This is a genomic window from Tropicimonas marinistellae (assembly GCF_001509585.1).
Lineage (GTDB): Bacteria > Pseudomonadota > Alphaproteobacteria > Rhodobacterales > Rhodobacteraceae > Tropicimonas > Tropicimonas marinistellae.
Genome location: NZ_LNCI01000001.1, coordinates 400,390 through 421,212, shown reverse-complemented (window position 1 = coordinate 421,212; position 20,823 = coordinate 400,390). Strand labels below are relative to the sequence as shown.

Here is a 20,823-nt window from a genome sequence, read left to right as displayed (position 1 = left end):
TAATCTTAACGGCAATTGGGAGGAGAATCTGATGACCCAGCCTGAAAGGGCTCCGGGCGATGCCGTTTCGGCAACCGCCTATCTGCCGTATCACCCAAGCCCCTCAGCACCCACATTCGCGGTGCCCGAAGGCGCGGTGGATGCGCATTGCCATGTCTTCGGACCGTCTGCTCGCTTTCCCTTCGCGCCGGAACGCAAATACACACCGGTCGACGCCGCTTCCGAAACGCTGTTCGCCCTGCGGGATCACCTGGGCTTTTCCCGCAACGTGATCGTCCAGGCAACCTGCCACGGCCGGGACAACAGCGCGATGCTGGACGCGATTGCCCGATCCGACGGCGCGGCTCGTGGTGTTGCGGTGATCGGCGAGGAGGCCAGCGACGACGCGCTCGACGCCCTCCATGCCGGCGGGGTGCGCGGAATACGGTTCAATTTCCTCAAGCGGCTCGTCGGAAATGCACCGAGGGATGCCTACCACCGGATCGCGGCCCGGATAGCGGATCGCGGCTGGCATATCGTCGTCTACTTCGAAATGGCCGAACTGGAAGATCTCGCGCCCTTCCTGCTCTCCCTTCCGGGCACTATCGTTGTTGACCACATGGGCCGCCCGGACGTTTCGCAGGGCATCGACAGCGCCGACTTTGCAGGCTTCTTGCGCCTGCTGGACGACAATGAGCGGTTCTGGGTCAAGGCGACATGCCCGGAGCGGCTGACGCAGGCCGGACCGCCCTATGACGACGTGATCCCCTACGGGCGGACACTCGTCTCCCGCTTCCCAGACCGGGTCCTCTGGGGCACTGACTGGCCGCACCCCAACATGCGCTCCCATATGCCCGACGATGGCGCACTCGTCGATGTGATCCCGCGGATTGCCCCCACCGAAGCGCTTCAGCGCAAGTTGCTGATCGACAACCCGATGCGGCTGTACTGGCCCGAAGAGGTCTCCCGATGACGGAGGCCACCCCCCGCAAAACGCCCGTGCAATGGATCATTGCAGGGCTCGCCACGACGATGGTCGTTGCCTGCATCCTGTGGAACGTCGAGGCGCACACGCGCCTTGGCTTCGCCATCCTGCGTCAGCAATACATGGCCCTTCAGCTTGGGCTCGCGCTCACCATCGCGTTCCTGCAATACGGCGTCGACGGCAAGCCCAAGGCGCGTGTCGGCTGGATCGACGGGCTGATCGCCACGGCTGCCTTCGGTGTGCTGCTCTATGCCGCCTGGGATTTCGCCTGGCTGCTGAAAGAACAGGCCTACCGCCCGTGGCAAATCACCATGATCGGCGCCGTTGTGACGGTGGCAGTGATGGAGGGCATTCGCCGGCGCGCCGGTTGGATGCTCTTTTCCATCGTCGCGGTTTTCCTTGTCTACGCCCTCTTCGCCGACAAGATCCCCGGTCGGCTGATTGGCAAGGAACTCAGCCCCGAGCGGCTTGTGCAATACGTCGGCTTCGACCCTTCGGCGGTGTTCTCCGCGCCCCTCGCGGTGGGCACGATCATCGTGCTGCTCTTCGTCTTCTTCGGCCAGTTGCTGTTCGCCGCTGGCGGGGGGGCCTTCCTGACGGACCTCGCCATGGCCGTGACAGGCCGGGCACGCGGCGGCAGCGCTAAGGTGTCGATCGTGGGCTCCGCGCTTTTCGGCTCGATCTCCGGCAGCGCCGTCTCGAACGTGGCAACCACGGGCGTCATCACGATCCCGCTGATGAAACGCGGCGGCTACTCGGACGAGGACGCTGGTGGAATCGAGGCCGTAGCCTCCACCGGCGGACAGCTCACCCCGCCAATCATGGGCGCCGCTGCCTTCCTGATGGCCGAGTTTCTTGAAATTCCATATGTCACCGTGGCCAGCGCCGCTCTGATCCCGGCGATCCTCTACTATCTCGGCGTATTCCTGCAAGTGGACCTGATCGCGCTCCGCGACGGCATCCGAAATGCCGATGCCGAGCGGCTGAAGACGCGACAGGTACTGGCCGATGGCTGGCACTTCCTCCTGCCCTTCGCGATCCTGCTCTTCGCGCTCTTCTGGCTCCGGATGGACCCCGAGGATTCCGCGTTGCTGGCTTCCGTCGCGGTCATCGCTGCCGGTTTCCTGCGCGGCTACCGAGGCGAGAAACTGACGCTGGCGGGCTTCGGCGACGTCTTCGTCAACACCGGCCGCTCCATGGTGGACCTGATCCTCGTGGTCGCTGCCGCCGGCTTCGTGATCGGCGTACTGAATGTAACCGGACTCGGCTTCGCGCTGACACTGCTACTGGTCGATTCCGTCGGCTCCAACATCGTGCTGCTGCTCGCGATCTCGGCGGTGATCTGCATCATCCTCGGCATGGGAATGCCCACATCGGGCGTCTATGTTCTGCTCGCCGCGCTGGTCGCCCCCTCGCTGGTCGAGGCCGGCGTGCAGCCCATCGCGGCGCATCTCTTCATCCTCTATTTCGGCATGATGTCGATGATCACCCCGCCGGTGGCGCTCGCCGCCTTCGCCGCGGCGGCAATCACCGGCGCCGGGGCGCTGGCCACCGGCGTCGCGGCCATGCGCATTGGCTGGGCCGCCTTCATCCTGCCGTTTGCCTTCGTCGCGACGCCTGCGTTGTTGCTCGAAGGAAGCCTGTCCGCGAATCTCGTCGCAGCCGGTTTCACCGCGGTCGGCATTGCCGCCGTCACCGCCGGAATCGTGGGCTATTGGGGGCGCCCGTTGAACGCGGTGCTGCGCTTGCTCGTCGTCGCGTTGGGCTTTCTGACACTGCCACTTGGCTTTCTCGGCCTACCGGAGGCGGTCCATGTTGTTGCCGCCGCAGCGGTGGCGGCGCTTGGCGTAGCGCTGATCTACTTCAACTCCGCTTCCACGGACACACCGCTGCCACCAAAGCAGCGGGCCGACCGAACAGATGTTTTCACACAGGGAGGAAATCGTGAAACACCTTAGATACATCGCCTGCGGCAGCCTTGCCGCCATGGCCCTGACCGCCGGCGCAGCCGCGGCCCAGGTCGTGACCATCGCCACCGGCGCCCAGGGCTCGCTGGCCTACAGTTCCGGCCAGGCCGTCGCCCGCGTCGCCAATGACGCCGGGATCACCGCGCGGACGCAACCGCTCGTCGGCTACCTGCCGCTGATCAACGCGGGCGAAGTCGACTTCGGCTTTTCCAACGGGGTTGAGGCAGCCTTTGCCTACACCGGCACTGGCAACTACGACCGTGAGAACCCGAACATGCGGCTCGCGGGCGTGATGTTCCCTCTCACCACCGGCCTGATGGCGCCCTGCGACCTCGGTTTGAAAACGGCCGCCGATCTGGCTGCCAAGGCGTCGGAGCTTCGGATCGCATCCGAATACACATCCTCGACCATCATTCCCTATTACATTCAGGGCGGGCTGGCGAATGCGGGCGTGAGCTATGACGACTTCCAGAAAGTCCCCGTTGCGAGTTTCGTCGACGGCATCAATGCACTCGGCGACGGGCTGGTGGATGTCGCACTCGTCAGCCTGAACGCTGGAGCCGGTCAGCAAGCCTCGGTACAGCTCAAGAGCCGCGGCGGGCTGTGCTACGTATCGCTCGACGATTCGGACACCGGGGTCGCCGCCTTCAAGGAGCACCTCGCCTCCGGTTGGCTTGTTCCGTTCAAGCAGAACCCGGACATAAACGGGCTGCAGGACTATGACGCCAACATCATGCGGATTCCGTGGGTGCTGCTGACCAACGGCGACGTCGACGAAGAAACGGTCTACACGCTCGTCAAGTCCGTTGCAGAAGGCAAGGAAGCGCTGACAGACGCCTTCGGCCTGTTCCGCCTCGCGGACGCGCAGTCGATGGCCCCGGCGAGCGAAGTGCCCTACCACCCGGGCGCGCTACGCTATTTCGAAGAAGCCGGCATTCCCGTCGGCGAATGATACTGCTGGCCGCGCCGACGCAGCTCGGAGCGGCCGCCCCTCCCCTCCCCCGACATCAAGGACAAGACGCGCATGATGACAGAACTCACGGCCGCGGATGGCCACAAGCTCGACTGCTGGCTGGAAGACGCGCAGGGTGACCGCAAAGGCGGCATCGTGATCCTGCAAGAGATTTTTGGTGTCACGGATCAACTCAAGGGCGTCGCCGCCCGCTATGCCGAACTCGGGTACGAGGTCGCCATTCCCGCGCTCTTCGATCGTTTCGAGAAAGGCGCGGTCATCCCGTTCAACGAGGGCCCACGTGGCCGAGACATGATGTTGGCTGCCGACCTCGACACCACGATGCTGGACATCGATGCCGCCGTGCAATTGCTGAAAGCCAAAGGCGGCAAGGTCGGTGTGATTGGCTTCTGCTGGGGAGGCGGGCTGGCGATCCGGGCCGCGCAGACGCTCGACGTGGGCGCGTCTGTCGCGTTCTACGGAACCCGGCTGGGCCAGTACCAGACGGATGGGCTCAAGGCGCCGGTCCAAGGTCACTGGGGTACCGAAGACAGCCACGTTCCGGCCGAGATGCTGGACGCTGCGCGCGCAGCGTTCCCTTCCATGGAAGTCTTTGAATACAACGGTGTGGGGCATGCATTCGCAAACGACGCCAGGCCGGCCGACTACGTTCAGGAAGCTGCGGCGCTGGCACATGACAGAACGGCCAAGTTCCTGCAGCGCCACCTGACCTCCTGAACCCCGGCGATGCCAATAGAGGCTTTCACACGGCCACCGGCCGGCATTGCCCGTCGTCGCATGCCGGCCGATGCGAATCCGCGTGCCGGGACCGCTGTGCAGCGGTATCGGTGCGCGGTTCGGCGCAGCGTTTCGAGCGTTTCCAGCACCCCGACGAACCGCAATGCACAAGGATTATTTGTAAAATCCACAATCTCAATTAAGATACTAAAGTAACGAACAAAATTTGATAATCTCCGATTTATGTCTTACAACAGCACAAGAGATCGGAACGCGGGCACCCGGTCGCATCCTGCATTGCCCGTATCGCGCCCCGGGCCAGTCGAATGCCAATTCGCAGACATGACGCATAAGCACAGCACGCGACCTGACGTTCTCATCGTCGCAGATGACGTGACCGGCGCACTGGATAGCGCAGTCGCGTTCGCCACACGCGGCCTGCATGTCGTTGCCGCCCTCTCTCCCGACCACCTCTTGGGTGCTTATGCCAGCGGTGCGGACGTCGTCGCCGTGGCCACCAATTCCCGCGATATCGACACCGAAGCGGCGCGCGCCTCGGTATCGCGCATCGGAGAGCGGGTTCGCGGATTCGAGGGAATCCTGTTCAAGAAAATCGACAGTCGATTGAAAGGCCACATCGCCACCGAGATCGAAGCGCTGACCACCGCCCGCCGGACGACCATCCTTGCAAGCCCGGCAATCCCCCGGCTCGGACGCCGTGTGACCGGCGGCAAGCTATGCGGTGCCGGCGTGGCCGCACCGATAGACGTTGCATCGCAAATCGGCCACGCCGCCCGCATCCCGGATATCGCGAGCCAGGACGATCTTCGTTCCGCGCTCCCAGACGATCTTGCCGGAACCCTGTTCGTGGGTGCGGCCGGACTTGCCGAGGCCTTGGCAGAGCGGCTCGCTTCGGGGTCACCCTCACGCCCCGTGCCTGCACCATACGCACCAGCGCTCTTCGCGATCGGCTCGCGCGATCCGGTAACGGTCGCGCAGGTGACGTCCCTGTCTGGGGTCCCCGTCGTTTCCGCGCCGAACGGGCAGGTGCCTGCGGTCTCCTTATCGGAGACGACCGTGGTCCAGGTGACACCGGGTTCGGCCGAGGTGCCCGGCTCAGAAGCCGGCCGCGCCTTTGCCGCCGGCGTCGCGAACGCGCTGTCGCAGTCCGATTTCAGGACGTTACTCGGGTGCGGCGGGGAGACGGCCGCCGCCATCCTGCGCCACCTCGGGGCCGGGTTGCTGGAAGTTTGCGGCGAACTCCTCCCCGGCGTGCCCCTGTCCCGTTGCCTCGACACCGAACGCCCATTGGATCTCATCACCAAGTCCGGGGGCTTCGGCGCGCCCGACACGCTTGCAAATCTGATCGGAATTCTGACCAATGCGGCGGCGTCGGATGCGACCCGGCAGGAACGAATCGTCACGGAGAGCAGAGGATGAAGCCGGACCGCGCAAAGCGGCGCACGACATTGGCGGACCGCGTCTACCATGCGCTCTACAGCCGTATCGTCAATGGCGACTACCCGACCAACCAGAAGCTCCCACCGGAAGCGGTGTTGTCAGAGGAGTTTGGCGTCTCACGCCCGGTCCTTCGGGCCGCACTTGAGCGGCTGCGACAGGAAAAGCTCATCTACTCACGGCAGGGCGCCGGCTCCTACGTGCGTGCCCATGAATCCATGCCAGTTGGTTTCGCACGGGTCGAGACTCTTGCGGATATCCAGCGCTGCTACGAGTTCCGCCTCAACCTCGAGACCGAAGCCGCCGCCCTGGCGGCCGACAGGCGCAACACCGCGCTGCTCCAAGAAATCGAAGTCGCTCTCGACCTGCTGCGGGATGCAACGGAATCCCAGCAACACCGGGAGGATGCGGACTTCGCGTTTCACCACTCAATCGCGAAGGCCTCGAACAACCAGTATTTCGAAACCTCGCTCCGGGCGCTGAGGGAGCACATTCACGTCGGCATGACGCTGCACGGAAATGCGATCATCAACGAAGGGCCGGGCGGATTGAATGCCGTTCTTGGCGAGCATACCGCCATTTTCGAAGCCATCGAACAGCAGAAACCGGAAGACGCCCGCGCGCTCATGCGCGGCCACCTCGAACACTCGCGAGACCGGCTGTTCGGTGGGGGCCTCCTGGACCTGCGCTTGAAGTGACAATGGCGCCCATCGAAGGATGGACGCCCTCGCACCGCGCTTCGGGCCAATGAACGGGCCGCCTTTGGTTATGCCCGTGTGGCCGCGAGCTTCCCGCCGTATTCCAGCGCCGCGAGCATGTTCACGTGGTTTGCCTTTCCGGTGCCCGCGATGTCGAACGCAGTGCCGTGGTCCACGGAACAGCGATCGATTGGCAGGCCGAGGGACGTGTTTACCGCGGTATCGAAGGCAATCAGCTTGATCGGGATATGGCCCTGATCGTGATACTGCGCCACCACAAGGTCAAAGGCCCCGCTGTGGGCGCGATAGTAAACCGTATCCGCCGGGACGGGTCCAACCACGTCGATCCCTTCCGCCTTCGCGCGCTCGATCCCGGGAACGAGTTGCAGGTCGTCCTCGCGGCCGAACAAGCCGCCCTCGCCGCAATGTGGGTTGATCCCGGCCACCGCGATACGCGGCGCCGCCACACCCATCCGTTGAAAGTGTCTGTGCCCGGTCACGATGGTCTCGTAAACGCGGTCTGGCTGCGCCCGTTCGATGGCATCCTTGAGCGAAACATGCGTGGATACATGGATGACGTTGAGCGTGGGCGAAGCGAGCAGCATCCAGGACGATTTGCAGCCGGTCAGATGCGCCAGCATCCCGGTATGGCCGTCAAAATGGTGGCCGGCGGCGTTCAGCGCTGCCTTGTTGATCGGCGCAGTCACGATACTGCCGGCAGCCCCCTCCGTCGCCAGTTCCACCGCCTTGACAATGTAGCGGTAGGAGGCCTCGCCGCAGGCAGGCGACAACACCCCGAACTCGCCGGGCAACCCATCCACCGGCACATGCAAGACGGGCAGCGCCCCCGGAGTGGGCACCGCGCCAGCTTCGGTGAGCGGCAGGTCCAACGCGCAGCTTTTCGTTGCACGCTGCAACGTATTGCGATCACCAATGACGGTGTAGCGGGCGCGTGTCTCCGGTGGCAGGCTCGCCATCGCCTTGACGATCACCTCCGCGCCAACCCCGGATGGGTCGCCCATGGTGATGACGATCTTGGAAGCAGTCATGTGCTCGGTACTCCTTGCGATCTTTCCGATTGAGCGCCGATCACGCATCCACCCCGGTCAGCGCCGCGCCATTGAGGCACCGCGCCGGAACGCCTCCATCCAGCAGCGTCTGGATGTCTTCGATCACCATCAGGCCCATGTTCTCGACCGATTCCTTCGTGTCAGCGCCCGAATGCGGCATGAAGACTGCGCGGGGATGGCGGAAGACCGGATGATCTGTGTCGGGCGGTTCGGTTTCATAGGCGTCGATCCCAACACCGCCAAGCGTGCCGGCATCGAGCGCCGCGGCGACTGCGTCCAGGTCGACCACTTCGCCGCGGGCAAGATTCAGCAGGCAGGCGGTCGGCTTCATCAGGCTGAGCTTCTCGGCATTGATCAGCCCGGCATTCTCCGCCCCGCCAAAGATGTGCAGCGAGACATAGTCCGAAACCTTGAGCGTATCGTCGAGTTCAAGGATCTCGATCCCGTTCGCCGCGGCGAAATCCTTGTCGGCATAGGGGTCGGTCGCGACCACCTTCATGCCGATACCGCGCGCGGCGAGCGCAAGCTTGCGGCCGATATTTCCGAGGCCCACGATCCCTAGGGTCTTTCCGGAGAGCTCCGTGCCGACCTTCCTGTCCCAGCCACCGGCAACGACCGATGCATGGCTGGCAGGCATGTGGCGCGCTAGCGCGAACATGAAGCCCATGGCCAGCTCCGCCACGGCGTTGGCGTTTGCGCCCGGCGTGTTCATCACGGGCAATCCGGCGGCAGTACAGGCATCCATGTCGATATTGTCGACACCGACGCCATGCTTGATAACGCCCTTCAGCGTCTCCGCACCCTCGAGGGACCCTGCCGTCACCGGGATCAGCCCCACAACCAGCACGTCGGCGCGGGCAATATGTTCGGAGACACCGCCATCGGGAATGTCCCGGTCCACACAGCGGATCAGCTCCCATCCCTTCTCGGCGATCAGGTCCGGCACACGGCCATGTTTGCCGAAGCCGGGGGAGGTTGTAAGCACGACAGTCATCAGATCAGCTCGTATTTCTTGAGGATGGCCTCGATTTCCTTGTCCTGTTCGGGATCGGGCAGAAGCGCGGGCTGGCGCGAGGCGCCGACGGAGTGATCCATCACCCAAAGCGCCCGCTTCACCATCGCCGGCGGGAAGCCGAGCTTGTAGAGATCGACGCGCATGCCGGTATAGGTCTCCTGAGCGGCGGCAGCGCCGTCCTCGTCGCCCGCGTTGTAGCAGGACACGATCTTGGCCAGCACGTTCGGCATCACGTTTCCGAGCCCGGAGATGCAGCCTGCGGCGCCGTTCTGCAGCGCCCAATGCACGAGGTGATCGGGGCCGGAATAGACATCGAAACCGTCCTTCTCCTTGCCCACGGACATGTAGGCTTCAAGCGTCTCCTTGGCACCGCCGCTATCCTTGATACCGGCAATATTGGGGTGGTCGGCGAGCTTGGCGGCGGTTTCGGGTTCGATATGGTTCTGGGTCCGCGCCGGAATGTCGTACAGGTAAATCGGCGTCGACACCGCATCCGCCACGGTCGTGTAGTGACGGATCAGCCCGTCCTGCGTGCACGCGATGAAGAAGGGCGTGATGACGGCAATCCCGTCGACGCCAATCCGGTCGAATTCCTTGGAGAGTTTCACCGTCTCGAACGTTGCCGGCATGCCGGCGTTGACGATCACCTTCACCTTGCCGCCGACCTCGTCGACGACCTCTTCGGTCAGCTTGACCTTCTCGTCGTAGGTCAGTGCGGAGAAATCGCCGTTGGTTCCCGCACAGAGGATGTTGTTGCCCGCCTCGACCTGGCGACGAACCTGCGCTCGTGTGGCCTCGTAATTGATGGTCTCGTCATCATTGAAACACGTGACGAGCGCGACATAGGCTGACTTGGTCATTGGTCTTCATTCTCTTGGGTGGTTGCGCTGCGGCGGCGAGCGAGGCGCTTGGCGATCATCGGCCAGGCGAGCGACAGGACAGTCAGCAGCAGGAAGAGTTGGGTGATCGGGCCGGAGGCGAACTCGAACAGGTTGTCATGCGCCTGAAGCAACCCGCGCCGGAGGTTCGCCTCCATCATCGGCCCAAGTATCAGTGCGATGCAGAGCGCGGCTTGGCTGAAACCGAATTTCTGCATCCCCCAGCCCAGCACCCCGAACCCAACCATCGTATAGAGGTCCACCGGGTTCAGGTTGATGGCAAAGGAGCCGATGAAGCAGAACAGGACGATCGACACCGACAGGATATGGCGCGGGATCATCAGGATCCGGCTGAAGAGCGGGATCAGCGCCATGCCGAAGATGAACATGAAGATCGTCGCGATGAAGGTGCCGCCGAAAATGCCCACGATCACATCGGGGTTGGACTGGAACATCAGCGGCCCCGGGGCGAGCCCCTGGATCATCAATCCGCCCATCAGGACGGCGGTCACCACGTCACCGGGAATGCCGAGGGCGAGCAGCGGGATCAGCGCGGCGGCGCAGACAGCGTTGTTGGCGCTTTCTGTCGCAGCGATGCCGGGGGCATAGCCGGTGCCGAACTTCTCCGGTGTCTTCGAGGAACGGCGCACTTCGTTATAGGCAATCCAGGATGCCGTGCCGGAGCCTGTCCCGGGCACAATGCCGATGAAAGAGCCGATGAGCGAGCCACGCACCAGCGCGCCGCGGCTGTCGCGCAAGTCCTGCCACGAAGGCCAACGCCCCGTGATCTTCTTCGAGACGATCTCGCCCGTCGCGAGTTTTTCCATCTGGGTGAACACTTCGGAAAGGGCGAAGAGCCCGATCAAGGCGGGCGTGAAGGCAAAGCCCGACGCGAAGCCCGAGATCCCGAAGGTATAGCGCAGCACCCCGGAGATCGGGTCGGCGCCAACACAGGCGATCAGCACTCCGAGCATACCCGAGATGGCGCCCTTGAGAATATCGCCCGACAGCGACGCGATGATTGTCAGGCCGAACAAGGCCAGCGCGAAATATTCCGGCGCCCCGAATTCAAGCGCGATGGCCGCGAGTTGCGGAGCCAGGGTGGCGAGGATCACGGCCGCGACCAGCCCGCCCACGGCGGAGCCGACGGTGGCCATGCCGAGCGCCCTGCCCGCTTCACCTTTCTGCGCCATCGGGTAGCCGTCGAGCACCGTCGCGGCGGAGGCCGGCGTGCCTGGCGTTCGCAACAGGATCGAGGAAACGCAGCCGCCGTAGATTCCACCGATGTAGATACCGATCAGCATGTTGATCCCCATCACCGGGGTCATGCCGAACGTGAGCGGGATCAGCAGGGCGACGCCCATCGTCGCGGTAAGCCCCGGCAAGGCCCCGATGATCAGGCCGCCGAAGGTTCCAAGCGCAATCGCACCCAGAATGGCGGGATTCAGAAGCTGGGACAGGTAGGAAAGCGTTTCCATGGCAAGCAGGAATTCTCGAAACGGCCACGCGGCCGGAAAGTCATGAGCCGGGGAGCGCGGTGGGGTTGCGCTCCCCGGCTGTGAAGAACCAGGGAGGGATGGTTCAGTTGTTCATGCCGAGCATGCCAAGCGCATCGATAGCATCATGGGCCATCTTGCTGTCGCCCGAAGCGCGGCTCTGGAACGTGTCGGCATCTTCATAGACGACGAACTCGCCCATGTCGGTCATCTTCTGAACGAATTCCTCGTCCGATGCCGCGACCTTGACGGCCTCGCGCAGCCAGGCCAGTTCTTCCTCGCTGATACCCTTCGGCGCAATCCACGACTTCCAGGACGACCAGGTGAAGTCCACGCCCTTCTCGACCGCCGTCGGCGTATCGGGGAACAGGTCGATCCGCTCGTCTTCCATGATGAAGAGTGGTGTCATGTTCCCGGCCTTGGACTGCTCCAGCGCCTCAGCGGGCGAGGCCACCATCGCGTCAATATGGCCGCCAACACAGGCGGTGCGGGCATCAGCCGAGCCGTTGTACGGCACGCTTTCGACCGCGATTCCGGCCGCCGCGGCAAAGGCTTCGGCGGAGATATGGTTGGCGCCGCCAGCGCCGGAATTGCCGATCTGCGGCTTTTCGGACGCGGCGTATTCGATGAAGGCATCATAATCGCTGAACGGCGCATCCTTGCAGGCCACGAGCACCTGCAACGAGCGCGAGATAACGCCAATGAAATCGGCATCGTCGATCGTGTAGTCCGTCCCGCCGAGGTGCGGCAGGAGAGCGAGCGGACCCTGCGCTCCGGCACCGACGGTGTAGCCGTCAGGGCGTGCATGGAGCGCCGCCGATGTGCCGATACCTCCGCCGCCGCCAGGCTGGTTACGCACAACAACGGTCACGCCGTCGAAATTCCGCTCGATGCTGTCGGCCAGCAGGCGCATGGACAGATCGGTGCTGCCGCCTGCCGAATACGGCACGATCACCTGGATCGGGCGTTCGGGAAAATCGGCCAGGGCCGGGCCTGCCGCAAACGCTGCGAGCGCCGTCGCCGCGGTGAGGGATTTCTTGATCATGGGGTCCTCCTCCATTGATTAGTGCCGATTTCGGCGTGCGGCCGCCTCCCTTTCATGGAAGCCAGACCTTCAGAACCTCTGTAAAACCGAGATAGACCGTGCCGATCAGGGCAACGGGAAATAGCGTGAGCATCAGGATCCGCCGCTCTCCGAAGAGCCACAGCCCCGCGATGACGACCGCAGCGGTCGACACCAGGTAGCCCAGCGGCATGAATGCGGCGGCATAGGCCACCAACAGGGCGACGAATATCGCGATCTTCACGAGCGCGGCGCGGTCGGGAACAGATACCGTGGCCCCATGCTCCCGCCGCATCGCGCGCAGGATCATGACAATCGACAGGATCGAAATCGCTACGATCATCAGCCACGGCAGGAAGGACGGCCCGGCAATCGTGCTGCCGGCCTGGACCTTCACCTTCAGGGTCCGCCAGGCCGCAAAGACACAGAACGCAAGCAGCCCCATGCCAATGACAGTGTCGCTCCGTCGCTCGTCGATTTGGCTCACATTCGCCTCCCGCACCCAGCAATGGACCGGGGTACCTTCCGCGAGTCGTCTGCGCGTCCCCGCCACACCCATTGCAGTGTTGCCGAGACCTTGGAAAACCACAGCGCCGGAGTCAACATATTTTTGTATTTTTGTAATTATTAGATCCGGATTTTCGCCGACCACCTCACAACAAAACGGAGAGCGCAGCCAACAATCAACTTAGGCAAAACCAATTTAATACTATGTTTTTAATGTATTTTTTATGAGCAATCCTCCAATATTGACCACAGCAACAGCGCCAAAACAGCGCAGCGTTACGAAAATTCATAAGTTGACAAATATTGCGATACTGGCGTAGCTCCAACGCATTGGATGACCGAATTCCTTGCTGGTTCACCGCCAGTTCGCGAGCCGGGCATCCTTGATGGAGGCCAGTCCGGGGGTCGTCATACACCCATCAACACTGGCCGGAACGGGCCACATATCGTGGAAAGGGAGGAAAATGGCAGAGCTTACCAACCCGATCGAAATCCAGTTCCCTCCGCAGGTTCTCTTCGGTACGGACGCGCTTGCCCGTCTCCCCGATTGGGTTGCTGAAAAAGGCTACACACGTCCTTTTGTCGTTGCCGACGCGGTCAATGCCGGGCGCCTGGAACTGCTCGGGCTGAATGGCGTTGTCTGTTTTGGCGCGGTGATTCCGGAACCCGATGTGAACAACCTGTCAGACGCCGTGGCGGCCGTCGGTGATACTGACCTCGTCATCGGCTTTGGCGGCGGGTCGGCGATGGACCTTGCCAAGCTGGTGGCGGTGATGGCCGGTCAGAACGTCGGCCTGTCCGAGATCAGCGGCCCACATCGCGCACCGGCTCGATCCGTTGGATTGGTACAGATTCCCACGACAGCGGGAACCGGCTCCGAAGTCGGAACGCGCGCTCTTGTGACCGACCCCGCCACCAACTCGAAGGTCGCCACCGAAAGCCGGCACATGCTTGCCGACCTTGCGATCATCGACCCCGCGCTCACGATATCCGTGCCGCCAGCCGTAACTGCGGCGACGGGCGTCGACGCGATGGCGCATTGCGTGGAGGCCTTCACCTCGAAGCGCGCCCACCCGATCATCGACGAATATGCGCGCCAGGGCGTCGGTCTGGTTGGCCGGTACCTAAAGCGCGCTGTCGATAACGGCAGCGACGCCGAGGCTCGCGGCGGAATGGCGCTCGCCGCGTTCTATGGTGGCGTTTGCCTCGGCCCCGTCAACACCACGGCCGGCCATGCCACCGCCTACCCGCTGGGAACACGCCGCAAGCTTCCACACGGCATTGCGAATGCGCTGATGTTTCCCCATGTGCTGGCTGCCAACGCACCCGCGGTCCCGGAGAAAACCGCTATCGTTTGTGACGCTCTGGGATTCCGCTCCGGAACACCCGAGGAGATTCGCGCCGGTGCCATCGCGTTCTGTGCGTCACTTGGCCTCGACATGCGCCTGCGCGCGCATGGCGTCCCGCAAGAAGATCTCGGCATCATGGCGGACGAAGCCCACGCGATCCGCCGCCTGCTGGACTGGAACCCCGTCGATCTCAACCGTGATCGAATCTTGGAGATCTACCGGCAGGCCTGGTGACGCTGGCACCAGACACGGCGGCAGGGATGTACCGGCGGAAGCTTCCCCAGAGCCGCCTTGCTCATCTGGCTGGAGGCCCTCCGACCATAAGCCGTTGATATATATATTGACTTCGACATCACCCCCAAAGCGACCGCTATTGACAGGCATGCTTTGGATAGTGGTGTATGTCAGTGTGTTACTGCGCGGCAGGCGGACGACGTTCGCAGCACTCGGCTGCCCGGAAATGGAGTGGGGCAAGACATGCGACAGTTGATCTCGAACGGAAATCCGATGGAAGAAATCGTCGGCTTCAGCCGCGCTGTTCGCGTTGGCCCGTTCATTTCGGTGGGCGGGACGGCACCCGTAGACGCTCAGGGCAAGACCGTGGGCGTCGGGGACGTATTCGCTCAGACGACGCAATGCTTTGAAATCATCAAGGAGGCCCTTGAACAGGCAGGCTCGGGCCTCGACGATATCGTGCGGACACGAGTCATTCTGACGGATATCGAGAATTGGAAAGAAGCCATCGAAGCGAGGAAGAAATACTGCGTGACTGCTCGTCCGGTCGATACCATCATGGCAGTCACTCGGTTCGTAAACCCGGAATGGTTGGTCGAGATTGAAGTCGACGCAGTGCTCTCCGACAGCGCGTAGCGCCACCACCCACACGGGTCTGTCACAACCAGCATCGAGCGTTCTCAACATGGCAGAACGTCTCCAGACACTCTCCGGCGGGCAGACCGACTTGCGATTTTTAGCCACAAAGTCGCAAGTCGCGAGTTCAGCCAAATCGACGAGATTGTTGGAATTATTGAGCCTTTGCTCCACACGCCCTACCCTGTGCTGCGAGATCACTTCACATCACGCTGTCGAGGGACTAATCCATGTCGCTAACCGAGGCCGAAGTTCCCGTCCCCCTCACAGCACCGTTGCGCCCCTTCCGGACTGACGACGCCGCCATCGTAGCGCGGCTCAACGACATGGCTTCGGACGGCATTCTCCTGTCGGTCTGGACGCGGAAGGCCGGGCCCGACGGCGATCCGTGGGAAGAGGGGCGCCTGCAGCAAATCGAACAGATGAACACAGGGTGGATCATGGTCGTGCTCGATCAGGGTTCGGGGGTCGAGGCCGTCCTGATGGGGCAACCGCACGCAACCGAACCGGTATCCACCGAGGGCGTCGACGCCGAATGGGTTCCGCTCGTTGAACTTGAGAACCTTGTGCCGGGCGCGTGGTGCCTGAACGTGATTGCCACCTTGCCCGAGCATCGCGGCAAGGGGCATGGCGCACGGTTGATGGCTTTGGCCGAAACGATAGCCCGTGAGGGCGGGCATACACATCTCGCGCTCGTGGTCTCCGATGCGAATGCGGAGGCAATCCGGCTCTATCAACGCTGCGGCTACTGGCAAAAGGCCCGGCGCCCGATGGTCAAAGGCAACTGGGATGGTCCGGGGCAGCAATGGGTGCTTATGGTCAAGCCAACATAGAATGTTGCCGTTCTTGGAGATCGCGCCGGTGTCGCACCAACCGGGGCAAACAGTTGATCGCGCGGGAGTTTCGTACACATCGGCTCCGACTTCAGAGTCTCTCCACACGGCAAGCAAGGTGAGCATTCGCAGCGATGTTGGCTACCAGTGAAAGATCAGGCTAGCGTCAGAGCATGAACAGGTTTCGAAACGCCCGTCCCGCCGATGCAGATCGCTGTTTTGAGATCGAGGCTTCAGCGTATGAAGGGAACGAAGCTGCGAGCCACGAGAAAATCTCCAAACGGATCCAGGTCTATCCCGAGGGTTTCCTTATTCTTGAGGTCGAAGGAGAGGCGGCCGGCTTTATCAATTGCGGATGTGCGCATGAAGTCGAGATGTCCGATGAGGAGTTCAAAGAGCTCGTCGGGCATGACCCCGACGCTCCGAATGTGATCATCATGTCCGTCGTCGTCGATCCCTCGCACCAGGGCAAAGGCCTGTCACGGGCGTTGATGGTCGAATTTGTCGAGCGGATGACACGGATGGGCAAGGCCACAATCTATCTCATGTGCAAGGAACATCATGTGCCGCTCTACGAGAAGTTCGGCTACCGCTATCTAAGGCAATCGACCTCCGATCATGGCGGAATGACCTGGCACGAGATGTCCATTTCGCTGTGACTCGTGAGGAACTCGGATCCTGACAGCCCCTGCCGCCGGGGGATGCCGTTTCTGATCAACCCGCAAGAATTGGCAGCGTCGTGCGCGGGGGTGCGCTGCTATTCGGCGACGGGTCTTGGCCTCAGAAATCCTGGCCTCGGTAGATCGCTACGCGCTTTGGCGTCGCTTCCACGTGAGTAGAAGCGACGCAACCAAAGCGCGCGTGTGACGGTTTCAGGCCGTCTAACCGCGCCCGGCAAGGCGACACGTTAGGCGGCGTCCCGTCGCAACAAGGTCTCCGTCAGCGGCAGCTCCGCTTGCGCGTATCAGCCGACCCGATATGCATCCGATTGGCATTCGCACGCGCCCCGGTTTCGAAAGCGTCGCGGCGCCTCACTCAACGGCCTGCTGCCGTCGCGGTTCCCGCTGTCACCGACACCTCATCTCCAGCGTTCGAAGGATGCCGGGAATACGCTTCTTGACCTTGAAGAAGCCCGCCGTTGCATGCGGCCAGATTGCCCGATCCCAGTCGCGGCGCAGTTCGCAAAGGGAAATTCCCCGGCGTTCGAGCACCGGCAGCTGCGTCAGCAAATGGTCTCGCAGAGGCCCCTCTGGAACGTAGGGCGTAACGATCTGCCGAACGCCGGCCTCCGTCGCCCAATCGGCGAGTGCGGGCGGCTGCGCTGCCCGGAGGCGCCGCGCATCAAGGCCGGAGCGCTGCACGGAATCGTCGAGGGCCTCTTGTTCGAAGGCCGAAACGGCTGCCGCAACGGGACGATCCGACCGCAGCTCGCTGCCGGCCAAGGTGGCACAGGCTTGGATATCCAGCCCCGACAGGCCGAAGGATTCGACGCCACAATCTTCCTCGGTGATGAGCAGCGCGGTTGGAACGCGGGCTTGCGGTGCACTGACCTCGCGCAACGGGCGAAGTGGTGGGAGGCCGCCGGGTTCCTCGTGATCCAGCGGGACAACCTCCGCTGCCAGTTCGGAGGCGCGCAACCGGAATCGGTCTTCGGTGAACCGCGCGATGTTCGACGCGGTGGCCTGATAGGCCTTTCCCCGGGTGTGCAGCCCTGCCACCCATCGCCAACCCAGTGTGTTCGAGGCCGGATCGCCGTCGACCAGGTTGCGCAGGAAGAAGTCCGCCCCAATCCGCCAGGGAAGGCGCAGCGTGAAGATCCAGATTGAAGCGAACCACATACGAGCGTGGTTGTGCAGGTACCCCGTCTCGGTCAACTCCCGCGCCCAGACGTCAAAACACTCCAGACCGCTCGTCCCGCCCTCGGCTGCCTCGAGTCGGCTGCGCAACCCATCATTCTCCTGCAACTCCGCGAGATCGCGGACGAGACCTGACCGGTAGCTTTCCCAGATGGATGGCCGGTGCTCCAGCCAACCCTTGAAATAGCCGCGCCAGATCACCTCCTGGATGAACTTCCCGGCACCGTCCGGGCCGTGCGCGTCGAGCGCGGCGGCCACGACCTCGGCCTCCGTTACGAGACGGCGGCGGATATAGGGCGAAAGGTGGCTGACCGAGGTTTGCCGGCCGGGCCCTGCATCGACATTTCGGTTCGCCGCGTAGCGTGCACCCATGCGCGGGCGAAAGGCGTCGAGCAGGTCAAGCCCAGCCCTTCGGGTGCCGCGGCCCCTGCCAGAAATATCCTGCGAACCATTCATGCCGGAGAAACTGGTACTCCCGGACCGTTTGTCCACGCGAAGCGTCGCGGCGGCGTGCGATCGTCGTACGAGACATCTCTCCCACCCGGCCTATCTTGCTTGCGGAATCGTACTCAGGAGCCAAAGCGCGAAATGCAATCATCGGAAACGGCACGAAGGCCGGACAAAGCCGCGACAGCGTCGCAGGATCCGCTCGTCGTCTATTTCGACGGGTCATGTCCGCTCTGCACGGCAGAGATCAAGCACTATGCCTCCCGCAACGGAAGCGATGCGTTGCGTTTCGTCGACGTATCCTCGGAAACAGCGCCGACCGGTCCTGATTTGCAAAGAGACGCAGCGATGCAGCGGTTTCACGTGCGTCGTTCGGACGGAGTTCTGCTGTCCGGCGCTGCCGCCTTCGCGGAAATCTGGAGCGTGCTGCCGGGCTGGCGCATTGCCGGGCGTCTCGCCCGGATCCGGCCTGTGTCGGTCCTTCTGGAGATTGGGTATCGCGCACTCCTGCCGGTTCGCCCCGCGATCTCGCGCCTTGCCCGGCGGATGACGGTGCAGGAGGGGGGCGGGCAATGACGAGCCTCGCACTTCTCGCGACCGCGCTGCTGTTCGGCGGCATGGTCCTGTATTCCTTCGGCTTTGCGGCATTCCTCTTCACCGCCCTGCCGGCCGAGCAGGCGGGCAGACTGCTGCGCCGTGCCTTCCCGCATTTCTACCTCTTCGTCCTCGCCGTCTCGGCGCTGTCGGCGTTGCTGCTGGCGGGGATCGACGTGCTCGGTGCGGGGCTCATGGGGCTCGTCGCGCTTACGGTGATCCCGGCCCGCCAGGTTCTGATGCCGGCGATCAACGATGCGACCGACACCGGCCAACGGGAGCGCTTCAAGGTCCTTCACACGCTCTCCGTCGCCCTGACCCTTGGCCATATCGCGGCTGCTGCGGCAGTCCTGCTCCGCTTCACCTGATCCTCGCCATGCCGCTTTTGCCCGAAAACGTGCAGCACTACCCCCGGCCACCGCGGTTCGAGCCGGTGTCCAGCCGCATCCAGATCATCCTCGGCGGCGCGACGGTGGCCGACACGTCCCGGGCGATCAGGGTTCTCGAAACCCACCATGCGCCGACCTACTACCTCCGGCCGGAGGACATCTTGGCCGAACTGCGCCCGGCACCCGGCCGGAGTTTCTGCGAGTGGAAGGGTGTCGCTTCCTATTTCGATGTGAACTCCGGGAACCAGGTCGCGACACGCGCCGCCTGGTACTACCCCTCTCCAATCCGTGGCTTCCGGCCGCTGACAGATCACGTCGCTTTCTATGCCAGCAAGATGGACGCCTGCCTGGTCGATGGTGTTCGAGTCGTTCCACAGCCGGGTGACTTCTATGGCGGCTGGGTCACGCCGAACCTCACCGGAATTCCAAAGGGCGCGCCCGGCACCGAGCATTGGTAAGGACGGCCCGACAGCACCCCGGCGCACCGGATCGCTCGGTTGCCGAAATGCGCCAAAGCGATAGGATGCGGTCAAGATCTCTCATTCCATGTTTCAGGAGGTTGTCGTGTCCGATCCCGTTCCAAGCGAAGATGACCTGATCGCCATGCTCGAGTCTGAGGAAAAGTCGATGAGCGTTGTAATCACCAATCCGAAACTGCCCGACAACCCAATGATTTATGTCAGCGAAGAGTTCGAAGACCAGACCGGCTACGCGCCGGAAGAAGTACTGGGGCGGAACTGCCGATTTCTCCAGGGTCCAGAGACCGATCCGAACGCCGTCGAGGCGATCCGCGCGGCGCTTCGGGCCGAGACGACGTTCACCATCGATATCCTCAACTATCGCAAGTCGGGTGAGCCGTTTATGAACAGGCTCCGGATCCGACCGCTCTTCGACGATGATGGCGATCTTGCCTATTTCGTCGGGGCCCAGAACCCGGTTTGAAAGATCGAAATCCGGTTTCGCCCGGTTGCATGCCCGCTTCGGCGCAAGGCTGGCGTGGACCTCTGCCCGGTCCGAAAATTCCCGGGGGCTCTTTCACAGATCGGCAGGAGGGCACCTGCCGGAGCTACCGCCCGAATGGCGGCCACATGCGGAAGAACACCCCGTCCCGGCGAAGGACGGCGTGCTGCATCGCCGCGCCGATGTGGACAAAAAGCAGCGCGATCAACACGAAGGCCGCTACGTTGTGCGCCGTCTGTGCCAGACCCGCCAGCGCCTTGGAGTGCGGCACCAGCGTCCCGATGCCGAGCGCGTCCAGCCCCTCGATCGGGTAGCGCTCTGCCCGCACCCGCACGTATCCAGTGACGGGCATGAGAAAGAGCAGCACGTACAATCCCCGATGCGAGATATCGGCCGCCTTCTGCTGCCAGCCCGGAATATCGTCGGGCAGCGGCGGTGGCGTGTAGCGCCAGCGATAGAAGACCCGCACCAGCATCAGCAGGAGCACCACAATGCCCGCGTTCTTGTGAAAGATGAACAATGTGTTTTGGAACCACCGCGGCAGCCCGTCCTGCACCATGATCAGCCCAGCAGGGATCATCAGCAACACCAGCACCGCGACCAGCCAATGCAGCACCCGTACGGGGATCCGGTATCCTTCGGCCTTCATGTCCATGCGCTCTTCCTTCTCTGGTTGAGCCTGCCCCATCCGGCTGTCATGCGGTCATAGCACGATTTGA

At 63.0% G+C, this 20,823-nt stretch carries 22 protein-coding genes; 14 read left to right on the top strand and 8 right to left on the bottom strand.

The genetic code is table 11. From position 1 onward, the window contains the following. The first annotated feature begins 31 nt into the window (after positions 1–31). The 6 genes from ARC39_RS01930 (at position 32) to ARC39_RS01905 (ending at position 6,777) form a co-directional block, all read left to right on the top strand. The gene (locus ARC39_RS01930) at positions 32–952 is read left to right on the top strand and encodes an amidohydrolase family protein (protein ID WP_068110065.1); all 921 of its coding nucleotides are present in this window, start codon (positions 32–34) and stop codon (positions 950–952) included. After that, positions 949–2,922, top strand: coding sequence for a TRAP transporter permease (locus ARC39_RS01925; RefSeq protein WP_068109185.1), 1,974 nt, complete (start codon positions 949–951; stop codon positions 2,920–2,922). Before ARC39_RS01930 ends, ARC39_RS01925 begins: the two co-directional genes overlap by 4 nt. After that, positions 2,909–3,883, top strand: a complete 975-nt coding sequence (locus ARC39_RS01920; protein ID WP_068109182.1) for a TAXI family TRAP transporter solute-binding subunit — start codon at positions 2,909–2,911, stop codon at positions 3,881–3,883. The genes ARC39_RS01925 and ARC39_RS01920 overlap by 14 nt, the downstream gene beginning before the upstream one ends. Before the next feature lie 72 nt (positions 3,884–3,955). Next, entirely contained in the window at positions 3,956–4,621 is a 666-nt protein-coding gene (locus ARC39_RS01915) for a dienelactone hydrolase family protein (RefSeq protein WP_068109180.1), read from the top strand. Between the two features lie 342 nt (positions 4,622–4,963). Continuing rightward, the gene (locus ARC39_RS01910; protein ID WP_068109178.1) at positions 4,964–6,061 is read left to right on the top strand and encodes a four-carbon acid sugar kinase family protein; all 1,098 of its coding nucleotides are present in this window, start codon (positions 4,964–4,966) and stop codon (positions 6,059–6,061) included. Continuing rightward, complete coding sequence (locus ARC39_RS01905) at positions 6,058–6,777, top strand: FadR/GntR family transcriptional regulator (RefSeq protein ID WP_068109176.1); 720 nt, start codon at positions 6,058–6,060, stop codon at positions 6,775–6,777. The genes ARC39_RS01910 and ARC39_RS01905 overlap by 4 nt, the downstream gene beginning before the upstream one ends. A 68-nt stretch (positions 6,778–6,845) precedes the next feature. On the opposite strand, the gene pdxA is transcribed toward ARC39_RS01905, so the two are convergent. From pdxA to ARC39_RS01875, 6 genes are all read right to left on the bottom strand, one after another. Continuing rightward, a complete protein-coding gene (pdxA, locus tag ARC39_RS01900) occupies positions 6,846–7,826 on the bottom strand; it encodes a 4-hydroxythreonine-4-phosphate dehydrogenase PdxA (protein ID WP_068109175.1) in 981 nt (326 codons plus the stop codon). A 40-nt stretch (positions 7,827–7,866) separates the two neighbouring features. Then, positions 7,867–8,841 carry a phosphoglycerate dehydrogenase gene (locus ARC39_RS01895; RefSeq protein WP_068109172.1) on the bottom strand — a complete coding sequence of 325 codons (975 nt, stop codon included), beginning with the start codon at positions 8,839–8,841 and terminating at the stop codon, positions 7,867–7,869. Then, positions 8,841–9,722: a dihydrodipicolinate synthase family protein gene (locus tag ARC39_RS01890; protein ID WP_068109169.1), complete on the bottom strand. Its 882-nt coding sequence runs from the start codon at positions 9,720–9,722 to the stop codon at positions 8,841–8,843. Before ARC39_RS01890 ends, ARC39_RS01895 begins: the two co-directional genes overlap by 1 nt. Then, positions 9,719–11,218, bottom strand: a complete 1,500-nt coding sequence (locus tag ARC39_RS01885) for a tripartite tricarboxylate transporter permease (protein ID WP_068109165.1) — start codon at positions 11,216–11,218, stop codon at positions 9,719–9,721. Before ARC39_RS01885 ends, ARC39_RS01890 begins: the two co-directional genes overlap by 4 nt. A gap of 103 nt (positions 11,219–11,321) precedes the next feature. After that, positions 11,322–12,281 (bottom strand): tripartite tricarboxylate transporter substrate binding protein, encoded by a 960-nt coding sequence (locus ARC39_RS01880; RefSeq protein ID WP_236545094.1) that lies wholly within the window; start codon positions 12,279–12,281, stop codon positions 11,322–11,324. 52 nt (positions 12,282–12,333) lie between these two features. Then, positions 12,334–12,786: a tripartite tricarboxylate transporter TctB family protein gene (locus tag ARC39_RS01875; protein ID WP_236545093.1), complete on the bottom strand. Its 453-nt coding sequence runs from the start codon at positions 12,784–12,786 to the stop codon at positions 12,334–12,336. A 484-nt stretch (positions 12,787–13,270) separates the two neighbouring features. Between ARC39_RS01875 and ARC39_RS01870 the strand changes: the two genes are divergently transcribed. From ARC39_RS01870 to ARC39_RS01855, 4 genes are all read left to right on the top strand, one after another. Next, entirely contained in the window at positions 13,271–14,389 is a 1,119-nt protein-coding gene (locus ARC39_RS01870; RefSeq protein WP_068109163.1) for an iron-containing alcohol dehydrogenase, read from the top strand. Between the two features lie 243 nt (positions 14,390–14,632). After that, positions 14,633–15,025 carry a RidA family protein gene (locus ARC39_RS01865; protein ID WP_068109160.1) on the top strand — a complete coding sequence of 131 codons (393 nt, stop codon included), beginning with the start codon at positions 14,633–14,635 and terminating at the stop codon, positions 15,023–15,025. Between the two features lie 230 nt (positions 15,026–15,255). Next, on the top strand, positions 15,256–15,858 hold the full coding sequence (locus tag ARC39_RS01860; protein ID WP_068109157.1) for a GNAT family N-acetyltransferase: 603 nt from the start codon (positions 15,256–15,258) through the stop codon (positions 15,856–15,858). Between the two features lie 173 nt (positions 15,859–16,031). Next, positions 16,032–16,517, top strand: a complete 486-nt coding sequence (locus ARC39_RS01855) for a GNAT family N-acetyltransferase (protein ID WP_068109153.1) — start codon at positions 16,032–16,034, stop codon at positions 16,515–16,517. Between the two features lie 408 nt (positions 16,518–16,925). Here ARC39_RS01855 and ARC39_RS01850 read toward each other — a convergent pair whose 3' ends face one another. Further along, on the bottom strand, positions 16,926–18,206 hold the full coding sequence (locus ARC39_RS01850) for an FAD-binding domain-containing protein (protein WP_368085962.1): 1,281 nt from the start codon (positions 18,204–18,206) through the stop codon (positions 16,926–16,928). 96 nt (positions 18,207–18,302) lie between these two features. On the opposite strand from ARC39_RS01850, the gene ARC39_RS01845 reads away from it, so the two are divergent. The 4 genes from ARC39_RS01845 to ARC39_RS01830 all read left to right on the top strand — a co-directional run bounded on the left by ARC39_RS01845 (position 18,303) and on the right by ARC39_RS01830 (position 20,086). Continuing rightward, positions 18,303–18,737: a thiol-disulfide oxidoreductase DCC family protein gene (locus tag ARC39_RS01845; RefSeq protein WP_068109146.1), complete on the top strand. Its 435-nt coding sequence runs from the start codon at positions 18,303–18,305 to the stop codon at positions 18,735–18,737. Further along, positions 18,734–19,123: a DUF4149 domain-containing protein gene (locus ARC39_RS01840; RefSeq protein WP_068109143.1), complete on the top strand. Its 390-nt coding sequence runs from the start codon at positions 18,734–18,736 to the stop codon at positions 19,121–19,123. The genes ARC39_RS01845 and ARC39_RS01840 overlap by 4 nt, the downstream gene beginning before the upstream one ends. A gap of 8 nt (positions 19,124–19,131) precedes the next feature. Beyond that, positions 19,132–19,602 carry a DUF427 domain-containing protein gene (locus tag ARC39_RS01835; RefSeq protein ID WP_068109140.1) on the top strand — a complete coding sequence of 157 codons (471 nt, stop codon included), beginning with the start codon at positions 19,132–19,134 and terminating at the stop codon, positions 19,600–19,602. Positions 19,603–19,708: 106 nt separating this feature from the next. After that, positions 19,709–20,086, top strand: coding sequence for a PAS domain-containing protein (locus tag ARC39_RS01830; RefSeq protein ID WP_236545092.1), 378 nt, complete (start codon positions 19,709–19,711; stop codon positions 20,084–20,086). Positions 20,087–20,210: 124 nt separating this feature from the next. Here ARC39_RS01830 and ARC39_RS01825 read toward each other — a convergent pair whose 3' ends face one another. Next, on the bottom strand, positions 20,211–20,759 hold the full coding sequence (locus ARC39_RS01825; RefSeq protein WP_068109135.1) for a cytochrome b: 549 nt from the start codon (positions 20,757–20,759) through the stop codon (positions 20,211–20,213). Positions 20,760–20,823: the final 64 nt, after the last annotated feature.